Here is a 12914-nt window from a genome sequence, read left to right as displayed (position 1 = left end):
CGACGGGGCGGGCGCGGACCTTTCGGGAGCGCGCCTGAACAGGGCGTGCACAACGCGGCTGATTTAAGGAGACGCCGCACGGCAACGCTTTGATGGGGTCCCACGTTCGTGAGGCGCGACGACGCCGGGGGGGCCATGATCAACGACCTGTGGTACAAGAACGCCATCATCTATTGCCTGTCGGTCGGCACCTTCATGGATGCCAACGGCGACGGGATCGGCGACTTCGCTGGGCTCGAGCGCCGGCTCGACTACATCCAGGGCCTGGGCGCCACCGCGGTCTGGCTGATGCCCTTCCAGCCGTCGCCCAAGAAGGATGGCGGCTACGACATCGCCGACTATTACGGCGTCGACCCCGATTACGGCTCGCTCGGTGACTTCGTCGCCTTCACCCACGCCGCCAAGCAGCGGGGGCTGCGGGTGCTGATCGACCTCGTGGTCAACCACACCTCGGACCAGCACCCATGGTTCCAGTCGGCCCGCTCCGACCCGGACTCGCCCTATCGCGACTGGTACGTCTGGTCGAAAGAGCGCCCCGCGAGCGCCGACGAGGGCATGGTCTTCCCGGGCGTGCAGGAGACCACCTGGACCTACGATGCGAAGGCCAAGGCGTGGTATTTCCACCGCTTCTTCAACTTCCAGCCGGATCTCAACACAGCCAATCCCGAGGTGCTGGCCGAGATCCTCAAGATCATGGGTTTCTGGATCCAGCTGGGCGTCTCCGGCTTCCGCATGGATGCCGTGCCGTTCGTCATCGCCGAGAAGGGGGCCGATGTCGGCGGCAAGCCCCGCGAGCAGTTCGAGATGCTGCGCGACCTGCGCGAGTTCCTGCAATGGCGCCAGGGCGACGCCATCATCCTGGCCGAGGCCAACATCCTGCCGAACCAGGACATGGATTATTTCGGCGACGACGCCGACCGCATGCACATGATGTTCAACTTCCAGGTCAATCAGGCGACCTTCTACGCCCTTGCGGCCCATGATGCGCGCCCGCTGGTCAAGGCGATCGAGCGGACGAAGCCGCGCCCGCTCTCCTGCCAATGGGGCATCTTCCTGCGGAACCACGACGAGCTGGACCTGGGACGCCTGACGGGCAAGCAGCGTCAGAGCGTGTTCGACGCCTTCGGGCCCGAGAAGGGGATGCAGCTCTACGACCGCGGCATCCGCCGCCGCTTCGCACCGATGCTGGCCGGCGATCCCCGCCGTATCCGGCTGGCCTATTCGCTGATGTTCACCCTGCCGGGGACGCCGGTGCTGCGTTACGGCGACGAGATCGGCATGGGCGACGAGCTCGCGCTCAAGGAGCGGGACTGCGCCCGCACGCCGATGCAGTGGACCAGCGAGTATCAGGGCGGCTTCTCCACGGCCGACCGCACGGTGATTCCGCTGATCGACCACGGGCCCTACGGCTACGCGCACGTGAACGTCGCCGACCAGCGCCACGAGGCCGACTCGCTGCTCAACTGGATGCAGAGCATGATCCGGCAGCGCAAGGAGGCGCCGGAGATCGGCTGGGGCGACGTGGTCCCGATGGAGACCGGGCGTCCCTCGGTGCTGGCGCTCCGCTACGACTGGCGCGGCAACGCCATCCTGTGTGTCCACAATCTGGCGCCGGAGCCTGTCGAGGTCGCCATGGCATCCGGCGTGGAGGATTCCGAGCACGACATCCTCGTCGATGTGCTGACCGGCAGCCGCAGCGAGGTCGGCGAGGACGGCCGGCACTGCCTGTTCCTGGAAGGCTACGGGTACCACTGGTTCCGGGTCGGGGGCCTCGACGCGCTGTTGAAGCGGCGGCCGGCGTGAGGAAAACCGGCGCCCGGCTCGCCCTCGGCCGGCGAAGACGGTAGGACACGCCTGAGCAAGGTGTAGCATGGCCCGGACGAAGCATTATCCCTCGGACGCGACGATCGCCGACATCCTGCCGGATCTCGCCGACGCTGAAGACTACCTGCGCGAGGTGCTGGTCACCATGAGGCTGTGCCAGAAGCATTACGGCGACGCCTCGGTGCGGATCGGCGTGACCGGCCGGTCGCCGACGCCGTCCTACCGGATCGACCGGCCGGACGAGACGGCGCGGGACGACGGTGCCGTCGAGGCGGGCAGGACCCTGTTCGGAGCCTATGGCGGCCGGTCCCACGACCGGTTCACGCAGGTCAACACCGCGGAGACGCGCTGGAGCTCGCGGGCGCTCGGCATGGCCGAAATGCTGGCGCTTCACGACGGCCTGCGCCGCCCCAGGGGCAACGCGGCCTGAGCGTGCCGCACAGGGTGCCGCCCACCAGTGTTCTGCGCTAGACTGCGGCCGAGGGCGTCCGGAGCGGCGCTGCCTACACGCGGGACGACATGCCAGGTACGCCACGCGCCGGGATCATCCCGGTCACACCCTTCCAGCAGAACTGCACCCTGATCTGGGACGACACGACCAAGGTCGGCGCCGTGGTGGATCCCGGCGGCGATCTCGATCGGATCGAGGCGGCCATCCGCGAGCAGGGCGTCACCGTCGAGAAGATCCTGCTGACCCACGGTCATGTCGACCACGCCGCCGGCGCCGACGAGCTGCGCGAGCGCCTCGGCGTTCCGATCGAGGGGCCGCACCAGGCGGACAAGTTCCTGCTGGATTCCCTGCCCGAGACCGCCGCCAATTACGGCCTCGGCGCGGCCCGGCCCGTCACGCCCGACCGCTGGCTCGACGAGGGCGATGCCGTGACGGTCGGCGGTCTCGGCTTCGATATCCTTCACTGCCCCGGGCACTCGCCCGGCAGCGTCGTGTTCGTGAGCCGGGACGCGCGGTTCGCCCTGGTCGGCGACGTGGTGTTCAAGGGCTCGGTCGGCCGCACCGACCTGCCGGGCGGCAACCACGAGCAGCTGATCCGGGCCATCAAGGACAAGGTCCTGCCGCTGGGCGACGACATCGCTTTCATCCCGGGCCATGGTCCGACGAGCACGCTCGGCGAGGAGCGTGTCTCAAATCCCTTCCTGCAGGACTGACCGACATCATGGACAAGCGCCGCATCGGCCGCTCCGACCTGACGGTCGCGCCGTTCTGCCTGGGCGGCAACGTCTTCGGCTGGACCGCCGACGAGGCGAGCGCCTTCGCGATCCTCGACCGGTTCGTGGAGAGCGGCTTCGATTTCATCGACACCGCCGACGTCTATTCGCGCTGGGCCCCCGGCCATGTCGGCGGGGAATCCGAGACGGTGATCGGACGATGGCTGGCCAGCCGTCCGGGCGTCCGGGACAGGATCGTGCTGGCGACCAAGGTCGGGATGGACATGGGCGAGGCCGGCAAGGGTCTCTCGGCGGCCCATATCGAGCGGGCCTGCGAGGCCTCGCTGCGGCGGCTGCGGATCGACCGGATCGACCTCTACCAGTCCCATGTCGACGATAACGACGTGGCCCTGGACGAGACCCTGCGGGCTCATGAGCGCCTGATCGCGGCGGGCAAGGTCCGCGCGATCGGCGCCTCGAACTACAGCGCGGCGCGGCTCAAGGAGGCACTGACGATAGCCGCCTCCGCGGGGCTGCCACGCTACGAATGCCTCCAGCCGGATTACAGCCTCGCCCAGCGCGGTTACGAGGCCGAGCTGGAGCCGCTCTGCCGGGCCGAACAGATCGGCGTCATCGGCTACTTCTCGCTGGCCGCGGGCTTCCTCACCGGCAAGTACCGCAGCGCCCAGGACGCGACGGGACGGGCCCGTGAGAACCGCGTCGCCAAGTACCTCAACCCGCGCGGTCTCGCGCTGCTGAACGTGCTCGATTCGGTCGCGCAGACGCACGGTGCCAGCCCGGCCCAGGTGGCGCTTGCCTGGATCATCGCCCGCCCCGGCATCACGGCGCCCATCGCCAGCGCGACCTCGGTGGCGCAACTCGACGAGCTCCTCGGCGCCGTCCGGCTGACCCTTTCGCCGGAGGCGATCGGCCGCCTCGACACGGCGAGCGCGGGCGGCATTGAGGGCTAACGCGGCGTTAAGCGGCGAGCGTCACAAAAGCTTCGGGACGGGCCCGCCGCGGGCCCGTAAAATCGTGCAATCTCAACGCGGAACCCCTATATCAGGCGGATCAAGCGAGAGTTCAGGCGCGGGCACCCGACGGCGCATCTGCCACCGACGCGATTAGGCCCGCCTGCCCGAGGAAGTTCATGGCCGACACCCCCCAGACCGAGCCTGCCGATTACGGCGCGGAATCCATCCGCGTGCTGAAGGGCCTCGACGCCGTCCGCAAGCGGCCCGGCATGTATATCGGCGATACCGATGACGGCTCCGGCCTCCACCACATGGTCTACGAGGTCGTGGACAACGCCATCGACGAGGCGCTGGCGGGCCATGCCGATCTCGTCACCGTCACCCTCAACGCCGACGGATCCTGCACCGTCTCCGATAACGGGCGCGGCATCCCGGTGGACATCCACAAGGAGGAGGGTGTCTCGGCGGCCGAGGTCATCATGACCCAGCTGCACGCCGGCGGTAAGTTCGACCAGAACTCCTACAAGGTTTCCGGCGGCCTGCACGGCGTCGGCGTGTCGGTGGTGAATGCCCTGTCGTCGTGGCTTCGCCTGCGCATCTGGCGCAACGACAAGGAGCACGCGATGGAGTTCCGCCACGGCGACGCCGTGGCGCCCCTGGAGGTCGTCGGGCCCGGCAACGGTCGGCGCGGGACGGAAGTCAGCTTCCTGCCCTCCACCGAAACCTTCACGATGATCGAGTTCGATTACGGGACGCTGGAGAAGCGCCTGCGTGAACTCGCCTTCCTCAATTCCGGCGTACGCATCGTCCTGACCGATGCCCGCCATGCCGAGAAGAAGCGCGAGGAGCTGTACTACGAAGGCGGCATCGAGGCCTTCGTCCGGTATCTCGACCGCTCCCGCAAGCCGATCGACGGCATGACCAGCCCGGTGGTCGTCAGTTCCGAGCGCGACGGGATCCGCGTCGAGGTCGCGTTCTGGTGGAACGACTCGTTCAACGAGACCGTGCTGCCCTTCACCAACAACATCCCGCAGCGGGACGGCGGCACCCATATGGCCGGCTTCCGGGCGGCCCTGACCCGGCAGGTCACCGGCTATGCCGAATCCAGCGGCATCGCCAAGAAGGAGAAGGTGTCGCTCACCGGCGAGGATTGCCGCGAGGGCCTCACCGCCGTCATCTCCGTGCAGGTGCCGGACCCGAAATTCTCGTCGCAGACCAAGGACAAGCTCGTCTCGTCCGAGGTCCGGCCCGCGGTCGAGAACGTCCTCAACGAAGGCCTGTCGACCTGGCTCGAGGAGAATCCGAGCCAGGCGCGGTCGGTCATGGCCAAGGTGGTCCTGGCGGCCTCGGCGCGCGAGGCCGCCCGCAAGGCCCGCGAGACCGTGACCCGCAAGGGCGCTCTCGACATCGCCTCGCTGCCCGGCAAGCTCGCCGATTGCCAGGAGCGCGACCCGACGAAGTGCGAGATCCTTCTGGTTGAGGGTGATTCCGCCGGCGGCTCGGCCAAGCAGGGCCGCGACCGGACCTTCCAGGCGGTGCTGCCGCTGCGCGGCAAGATCCTGAACGTCGAGCGCGTCCGCGCCGACCGGATGCTGTCCTCGGCCGAGATCGGCACGCTGATCACGGCGCTCGGCGCCGGGATCGGGCGCTCCTCGACCGACCGCGAGGGCTTCAACCCGGAGAAGCTGCGCTACCACCGCATCATCATCATGACCGATGCGGACGTGGACGGCTCGCACATCCGGACGCTGCTTCTGACCTTCTTCTTCCGGCAGATGCCGGAATTGATCGACCGCGGCCATCTCTACATCGCGCAACCACCGCTTTACAAAGCGGAGCGCGGCCGGAAGGCGATCTACCTGAAGGATGAGCGCGCCCTTGAGGATTACCTGATCGACCAGGGGACCGACGGGGCGATCCTGCGCCTCTCCACCGGTGCGGAGTTCGCCGGGCCTCAGCTCAAGAGCCTCGTCGAGGAGGCGCGGACCTTCCGCAACATCCTGCAGGGGCTGCACACGCGCTACGACCGCGCCGTGGTCGAGCAGGCGGTGCTGGCCGGCGCCTTCGACCCCGAGGCGGCCTCGCGGACCGGCGAGGCCGAGGTGCTGGCCGACCTGACCGCCCGCCGGCTCGACGCCATCGCGGACGAGATCGAGCGCGGCTGGCAGGGCGAATCCTTCGAGGGCGGCTATCGCCTCAGCCGGACGCTGCGCGGCGTCCGGCAGGTGGCGACCCTGGATCTCGGCCTGATCACCTCGCAGGAAGCCCGGCGTCTGTCCGAGCGGGCCGACGCCTTCCGGGAAATCTATGGCGAACCCGCCACCCTGATGCGTAAGTCCGACGAGACCGTGCTGCACGGGCCCGTCGCCCTGTTCGAGGCGGTGATGGCCTTTGGCCGGAAGGGCCTGCAGCTCCAGCGCTACAAGGGCCTCGGTGAGATGACCGCCCAGCAGCTCTGGGAGACCACCCTGGATCGCGACGTGCGCTCCTTGCTGCAGGTCAAGGTGAAGGACGTGACAGACGCCGACGACCTGTTCGTGAAGCTGATGGGCGATGTGGTGGAGCCGCGGCGCGAGTTCATTCAGGAAAACGCCCTCAGCGTCGCCAATCTGGACGTCTAGGGCTCAGCCTGTAATTTCTCAGTAAAATATGTCCCGGGAAGCGAATTATGTGGACCGATTTACTGAGAAGCCTGACCTCGCCGGCGTATCGGCAGGTTTTCAGGTTGGGAGAGCATTGATTCAGAGATGCTCTCCGCTGTCAACATCAAGCTTTCGTCAGTGCCCTTTGGTGACCGAGATCCAACGCTTTGAGGTCGGTTACCTGCTGAGCGCCATGGCCGCCCTAGCCGTCGGGGTACGGACCGCTTAGGTTCGGAGTGGGTAATGAAGACGGGGTTCCATCCGGCGTTGGTCGTCGCGGCGGGTGCCAGAGCGGGCAAACACCCCCGCAACGTCGACCGGGCGTTGGAGGACGCCCAAGCCCTCATGGGGCCGCCCCCCTTCGGTTATGATTAAGCCGCCCGGCTCCTGAAAGGACTGCCTAATAGTAAGTGCTGGCGCTCAGAACAGCATCCAGCCGGTTCTGCAGCCGCTCCGGCAGTACGGACTTCCAATCCACCATCGCGGGCGTACCGACCAAGCCGACGATGGCAGCTACGGCCGCCTCACACTCGCCGGCGTCCATCTCCGTAACCATGGCGTAGATGTCCGGCGAGCGTGGAAGACCCTTCATCCCCGCAATGCCCGATACCTGAACGGTGGCAAACGTGGCTTGGGTAGCGAGGTCGCCGCCCTCCGTGGCTAGCAGCGGGATGGACGAGTAGAAATCGTCGAGCCTCAACTCGACCCCGATGGCCGCTAGCCGAAGGACGGCGTCCGGTCCTTGTAGGAGTTCGTAGTGCCATCCGTCTCCCTGACGGTGGAAGAATCCGACCCGGCGTTGGTCCTGCGCGACATGGACGAAATGCATGAGGTCGTGCAGCGTCTGGTATTCGAGCCATTTCCCGCCGCGGTCGTACCGTTCGGTCGCGGGGGGCAGAACCTCCACGATGACGGTCGCCGAACGGACGCTGTTGGTCTCCGGATCCGGTTCGACGGTATCCCCGCAGGCGACGAAGACATCCGGGTAGACGCGTGCCGTTCCCGCTTGGAGCCGCATCGTCTGACGTAATGACGCGCACGGCCCGCCGGGGGGAGGCGGTCGGCAATCAGGTTATCGAGGCACCGGGTCAAGGCATGGTGGGCGATGGAGCCGCCGACCAGCATGCGGACAACCTGCCCGTCGATGTACTCCAGCCGCTCCCCTTCCTCCGCCGCTTCGCAGAGGCGTTCGTACTCATCCAGCCCGATGAAGTCGTCGCGTAATGCAGCGGGCATGCTTTGGCACTATAGGTTCCCCCTCATCATACGCTTGGACGTGGCGATCCGGAAGCTTTGGGCAAGGCACGGTGGCCGTTCGGCGCTCGCACGGGAACGTCCGGGTCAGCGCGACGCCTGTGCTCCCTCTGTCGGATGCTGACCGGCCCTTTGCGGGAGGAGGACGATGAGCGCGACGATGAAGGCCGCGATCACGGCGGAGGCGAGCGGCCGGCTCAGGTTCAACCCGCCGTCGGCGACCGGCTTGTCGAGGAAATCGCCCACCGTGGCCCCGAGCGGGCGGGTCAGGATGAACGCCGCCCAGAAGAGCGTGACGCGCGAAACCGAGGTCCGGTAGTAAAGGGCGACGACGACCGCGAGCGCCGCCGCGAAGACGAGGGCGCCGACCTCGTAGCCGAGGCCGCCGGTGTCCGCGAGCCAGTCGCCGAGCGCGGTGCCCAACGTCTGCGAGAAGGTGATCGCCCCCCAATAGAACGCTTCGACCCGGGGGGTCGAAACCGTGTTCACCGACACGGTGCCCTCGGTCGCGTACCAGAGCCCGAGCACGGCCGCGAGGCAAACGAGGAGCAGGGTCGACCCGCCGGTGTACCCGATGCCGAGCGAGCGGTCGGCGAAGTCCGCCATCGTCGTACCGAAGGTGGTCGAGGCGACGATCGTGGACCAGTACAGGACCGGGTGGAACCGCTTCGACATGACCTGGGCGACCACGAGCGCGACCAGCAGCACGGCGAACAGGGCGGTACCGGCGAGGTAGCCCCAATTGAGGGTCATGGTGACGGTATCGCCGCCGGTCTCCCCGAGCGTCGTGGCCAGGATCTTGATGATCCAAAAGCCCAGCGTGACCTCCGGCACCTTGCTCAGAGCGCGTTCGTAACGGTCGTCCATCGGACCTGCTCCTTCTTCGAGGGGAAACCTCACGGCGCGTCGGCGCAGGCCGCCCGGCGACCGGCACGCTGCGGGATGAGGAGGACGAGCCCGGCCATGACGAGCGCGAGCACGCCGGAGATCGTGATGTCGTCGATGCCCAGGCCGCCGGAAGCGACTGGCTTGTCGAGCGAGTTGGCGAGGGTGGCGCCGAGCGGCCGCGTCAGGACGAACGCCGTCCAGAACAGCATCGGCCTGGAAACGCGCGTTCGCAGTTGGAGGGCCGTGACCACGACCAGCGCGACGAGGATGAGGAGCGCGCTCCCGTTGTACCCGAGTCCGCTGCTGTCGGCCATCCAGTCGCCCAACGCGGTGCCGAGCGTCTGGGAGAACATGACCGTGGCCCAATAGAAACCTTCGGCCCGCGGGGACCGTACCGTCTCCACGGCGACCGTGCCGAGCGTGCGCTTCCACAGGATCAGGGTCGCGACGACCAATCCGAGCAACACCAGGGACCCGCCCGCGTAGCCGATGCCGAGGGACCGGTCGCAGAAGTCGGCGAGGGTCGTGCCTGCGAGCGTCGTCGCGGTGACCACGGCCCAGTACAGGAGCGGCTGGAAGCGGTCCGCCCGGACCTGTGCGGCGAGCAGCACCGCCAGGGCGGCCCCGAAGATCGCCGTGCCGGCGAGATAGCCGAGACCGAGCGTCAACGTGACCGCGTTGCCGCCGACCTCGCCCAACGTCGTGGCCACGATCTTGATGGCCCAGAACCCGGCGGTGGCTTCTGGCACTTTGGCGGGTTCGACGTGTCCGGGTCGCTCGGTCGGTTGCATCGGGCTGCCGTGGGAAAGCGAGGGCTGGCTCACGCGGTGTGGGTCTGGTCGATGATGGCGAGCAGGTCGTCGACCGCGCGACGGCAGGCGGCCGGATCGGGGTTCGAAGCCCGCAACGCGTCGAGGGTGCGGTCGATGGCCTTGTCCACGACGTGCCAGTCGGCGGCGGCTCGCGGCTTCAGGCCGGCCTCGGACGCGTCCCAGGACAATTCCAGGTCCTTGATGCGCGTCTTGGCGGCGGCGAGGTCGCCCCGGTCGGTCATCGCCTTTACGTCGACGACGATGGTCCGGAACTTGGAGAGGTCGCCGAGCTTCGAGGCCGCCATCGCCTTGGGCGTCGCTCCGACGGCGGCGTCCTGCATCGCCTGCAGGCCCAGGGGGGCGGCCGTGGCGCCGATGACCGTCGCGGCGATGGCGGCGAGGAGGATGTTTCGCATGGTCATTCGCTCCGTGTCGTGCGGCGTTGGAAGGACTGGAGGATGGGGATGCGGGAGGCGGCGGACGGTCAGGCCCGCCGCTGTCCGGCCGGCTCGCCAGGGCGTCCGGAGACGAGGCTCAGGGACGTCACCAGGGCGACGATGACGGCGAAGAAGGCGAGGCTGGTGGAGGCCGTGCCGAAGCCGAGGCCGCCGTATTCCCGTGCCTGCGACAGCAGATCGCCCAGCGATGCGCCGAGGGGGCGCGTGACGATGTAGGCGAGCCAGAAGATCGTCACCGGGTTCGTGCCGAGGCGCCAGGCGAGGGCGAGGGCGGCCAGCATCGTGCCGAAGATGACGACGCCGAGATTGAAGCCGAGCCCCAGCGCCTCGGTAGCCAGGTCGCCCGCGGCCGTGCCGAGCGCGAAGGTCAGGAGGATGGCGAGCCAGTAGAACGCCTCGCGGCGCCGGGTCACGATGGCGTGGATCGAGAGCGTCCGCTCGGTCGCGTACCAAAGGGCGAACACGGTGGCGAGGGCGGCCGCGAACACGCCGGTGCTGACGAAGAGGCTCACGCCGAGCTTGTCGGTCAGGATGTCGGTAACCTGCGTGCCGACCACGCTGACGAGGACGACGGTCGACCAATAGGTCCAGGGCAAGTAGCGCCACTCGCGCACCTGCAGGGCGAGGACGGCCGCGAGGAGGCCGGCCGTGAGGGTGGCGGTGACGGCGGCACCCAGGCCGACGTTCACCGCGAGGTAGTCCGCGCCGGTCTCGCCGACGGTCGTGGACAGTATCTTGATGACCCAGAAGACCGCGGTGACCTCCGGTACCTTGTTCAAGATCTGGCGCTGGATCTCGCTCATCCCCGTCTCCCGTCCGTCATGGTCGGGCACCGTGATAGCGAGCCATAATGAGGGCAGAATGAGCTTCGTCCAAAGGAGCCGCAGGCTCGGCCTCAGGCCGGCAGTCTGACGGTTGCGAGGGTCCCCTGCCCGTCACGTCGGTTTTCGACCGTCAGGCCGAGGTCGTTGCGCTCCGCGATGCGGCGGGCGATGGCGAGCCCGAGCCCTGTGCCTTCGACTTCCGGTGGCGCGGCCCGGAAGAAGCGGTCGAACAGGCGGCCCTCGCTTCCCGGCGGCAGCCCGCAGCCGGTGTCCCGAACCGTGACGACGCACGCACCGTCCCGGTTCAGCAGACGGACGTCGACCTGGCCTCCGGACGGCGTGTAGCGCAGGGCGTTGTCGACGAGGTTGGCGAACAGGACGCGGACCTCGTCCTCCGACGCGTGAAGCGTCGCGGGTGTCTCGATATGCACGCCCAGGTCGATGTCCTTGCGCTCGGCGAGCACGACGTGGTCGGCGACGCAGTCGAGCAGGAGCTGGCCGAGGTCGACGGATGCAGGACGCGCCTCGGCACCGTCGTCGAGCCGGGCGAGACGGAGCAGTTGATCCACCAGCCGGTTCGCCCTCCGGAGGCCGTCCGCCAGCGCCGTACGCCGCGCGTCGCTCCCGCCACCGGCAGGCCCGCCGAGGGAGTCGAGTTGGATCTGCATCGCGGCGAGCGGCGTACGCAGTTCGTGCGCCGCGTCGGCGACGAACCGCTTCTGGGCGGCCAGAGCGGCCTGCAGGCGAAGGATGAGCCCGTTCATGGCCTCGACGAGGGGCGCCACCTCCGTCGGCACGCCGCGCGTCGGCAAGGGGCCTTGGGCGGCGGCGCCGCGCCCGGCGAGGTCATGCACCAAGCCGTCGAGCCGCCCGAGCGCCCGGTTCATCGCCCAGCCGACGACGATCCACGACAGCGGGACGAGGAGCAGCAGGGGGGCCACGGCACCGAGCGCCGCATTGCGTGCGAACTCCGCCCTCACGACGTCGCGCTGGGCGACCCGGACCGTCGTTGTGCCGTTGGCGGTCGTGTATGTGCGCCAGAGCTCGCCGCCCATGACGACGTTCGCATATCCCGTGCGGCCGGGGTGGCGGACGTCGACGCCGCGGTCGTCGCGCAGGACCTGCCCGTCCTTCCAGATGGTGACGGCGAGTTGGTCCTCCGGGTCCTGGTCGGCGGCGGGCGGCGCGTCCGCGTCCGTTAGCCCGGGACCGGCGTTGAGGGCGACTTGCCGCAACTGCCCGTCGAGGAAATCGGCCGCCTCGATCCGCGCGAGGGCATAGGCCGCGACCATCGCGGCCAAGCCGATTCCGGCGAGCAGGGCGGTCATCCAGACGAGCGTCGTGCGGCGCAGGGAGGCGGCCCTCATGGCTTGGGTACCATCCAACCTGCGCCGCGGACATTCAGGATCACGCCCTTGCCGACCTTTCGACGGACCGTGAGGATCAGGGCGTCCACCGCGTTGCTCTCGACCTCCTCGCCCCACCCGTAGATGCGTTCCTCGATCTGCGCACGAGAGAGGATGCGCCCCGGTCGCTCCATCAGGGCGTGCATGAGGGCGTATTCGCGCGCCGACAGGACCGCGACGGTCCCGGCGTGGGACAGGACGTGGCTTTCCGTGTCGAGTTCGGTCTCGGCGGCCACGAGCCGCGCGCTCGCCCGCCCGGCCCGACGGCGCAGGATGGCCCGCATCCTGGCGAGCAGCTCGCGCATCTCGAACGGCTTGACCAGGTAATCGTCCGCCCCGAGGTCGAGGCCTGCGACGCGGCTTTCGAGGCCGTCCCGCGCCGTGATGATGAGCACCGACGTGTCGATCCCGGCCGCCCGGGCGGATCGAAGCACCCGAAGTCCGTCCCCGCCCGGCAGGCCGAGGTCGAGCAGCGCGAGCGCGTGGCCGCCGTTGAGCAGGGCCGTCTCGGCCTCGCCGCCGTCGCGGACCCAATCGACGGAATAGCCCTCGGCCGAGAGGCCGTTCGACAGCCCTTCGCCGATCATCCGGTCGTCCTCGATCAACAGCACGCGCATCGGTCGGTCCGTCCGGTTTCGAGCCCTCGCCCTGGACTGCGCCGCGACGCA

At 68.5% G+C, this 12914-nt stretch carries 13 protein-coding genes; 6 read left to right on the top strand and 7 right to left on the bottom strand.

The genetic code is table 11. From position 1 onward, the window contains the following. The first annotated feature begins 135 nt into the window (after window positions 1–135). The 5 genes from A3862_RS00775 to gyrB all read left to right on the top strand — a co-directional run bounded on the left by A3862_RS00775 (window position 136) and on the right by gyrB (window position 6583). Window positions 136–1803: an alpha-amylase family protein gene (locus A3862_RS00775; protein ID WP_043345339.1), complete on the top strand. Its 1668-nt coding sequence runs from the start codon at window positions 136–138 to the stop codon at window positions 1801–1803. Between the two features lie 67 nt (window positions 1804–1870). Beyond that, window positions 1871–2254 carry a hypothetical protein gene (locus A3862_RS00770; RefSeq protein WP_111473132.1) on the top strand — a complete coding sequence of 128 codons (384 nt, stop codon included), beginning with the start codon at window positions 1871–1873 and terminating at the stop codon, window positions 2252–2254. 89 nt (window positions 2255–2343) lie between these two features. Then, complete coding sequence (locus A3862_RS00765) at window positions 2344–2988, top strand: MBL fold metallo-hydrolase (RefSeq protein ID WP_043380910.1); 645 nt, start codon at window positions 2344–2346, stop codon at window positions 2986–2988. Window positions 2989–2996: 8 nt separating this feature from the next. Further along, complete coding sequence (locus A3862_RS00760) at window positions 2997–3959, top strand: aldo/keto reductase (protein WP_111473131.1); 963 nt, start codon at window positions 2997–2999, stop codon at window positions 3957–3959. Window positions 3960–4138: 179 nt separating this feature from the next. After that, the gene (gene gyrB, locus A3862_RS00755) at window positions 4139–6583 is read left to right on the top strand and encodes a DNA topoisomerase (ATP-hydrolyzing) subunit B (RefSeq protein ID WP_043380905.1); all 2445 of its coding nucleotides are present in this window, start codon (window positions 4139–4141) and stop codon (window positions 6581–6583) included. Between the two features lie 421 nt (window positions 6584–7004). On the opposite strand, the gene A3862_RS31880 is transcribed toward gyrB, so the two are convergent. Next, on the bottom strand, window positions 7005–7622 hold the full coding sequence (locus tag A3862_RS31880) for a Uma2 family endonuclease (RefSeq protein ID WP_050733495.1): 618 nt from the start codon (window positions 7620–7622) through the stop codon (window positions 7005–7007). A gap of 11 nt (window positions 7623–7633) precedes the next feature. Between A3862_RS31880 and A3862_RS32480 the strand changes: the two genes are divergently transcribed. Beyond that, on the top strand, window positions 7634–7828 hold the full coding sequence (locus A3862_RS32480) for a hypothetical protein (RefSeq protein ID WP_050733496.1): 195 nt from the start codon (window positions 7634–7636) through the stop codon (window positions 7826–7828). 117 nt (window positions 7829–7945) lie between these two features. On the opposite strand, the gene A3862_RS00740 is transcribed toward A3862_RS32480, so the two are convergent. The 6 genes from A3862_RS00740 to A3862_RS00715 form a co-directional block, all read right to left on the bottom strand. Next, window positions 7946–8725 (bottom strand): COG4705 family protein, encoded by a 780-nt coding sequence (locus A3862_RS00740; protein ID WP_111473128.1) that lies wholly within the window; start codon window positions 8723–8725, stop codon window positions 7946–7948. Window positions 8726–8754: 29 nt separating this feature from the next. Further along, a complete protein-coding gene (locus tag A3862_RS00735) occupies window positions 8755–9537 on the bottom strand; it encodes a COG4705 family protein (protein ID WP_050733498.1) in 783 nt (260 codons plus the stop codon). 29 nt (window positions 9538–9566) lie between these two features. Next, complete coding sequence (locus A3862_RS00730) at window positions 9567–9974, bottom strand: hypothetical protein (RefSeq protein WP_050733520.1); 408 nt, start codon at window positions 9972–9974, stop codon at window positions 9567–9569. 68 nt (window positions 9975–10042) lie between these two features. Next, window positions 10043–10819: a COG4705 family protein gene (locus tag A3862_RS00725; RefSeq protein ID WP_050733499.1), complete on the bottom strand. Its 777-nt coding sequence runs from the start codon at window positions 10817–10819 to the stop codon at window positions 10043–10045. A gap of 92 nt (window positions 10820–10911) precedes the next feature. Further along, on the bottom strand, window positions 10912–12207 hold the full coding sequence (locus A3862_RS00720; protein ID WP_007563921.1) for a sensor histidine kinase: 1296 nt from the start codon (window positions 12205–12207) through the stop codon (window positions 10912–10914). Beyond that, window positions 12204–12863 (bottom strand): response regulator transcription factor, encoded by a 660-nt coding sequence (locus tag A3862_RS00715; protein WP_050733500.1) that lies wholly within the window; start codon window positions 12861–12863, stop codon window positions 12204–12206. The genes A3862_RS00720 and A3862_RS00715 overlap by 4 nt, the downstream gene beginning before the upstream one ends. Between the last annotated feature and the right edge of the window lie 51 nt (window positions 12864–12914).

Origin of the sequence: Methylobacterium sp. XJLW (assembly GCF_003254375.1) — a bacterium.
Taxonomy (GTDB): Bacteria; Pseudomonadota; Alphaproteobacteria; order Rhizobiales; family Beijerinckiaceae; genus Methylobacterium; species Methylobacterium fujisawaense.
The sequence above is the reverse complement of the archived record's forward strand: the minus strand, read 5'-3'. Positions and strand labels throughout refer to the sequence as shown.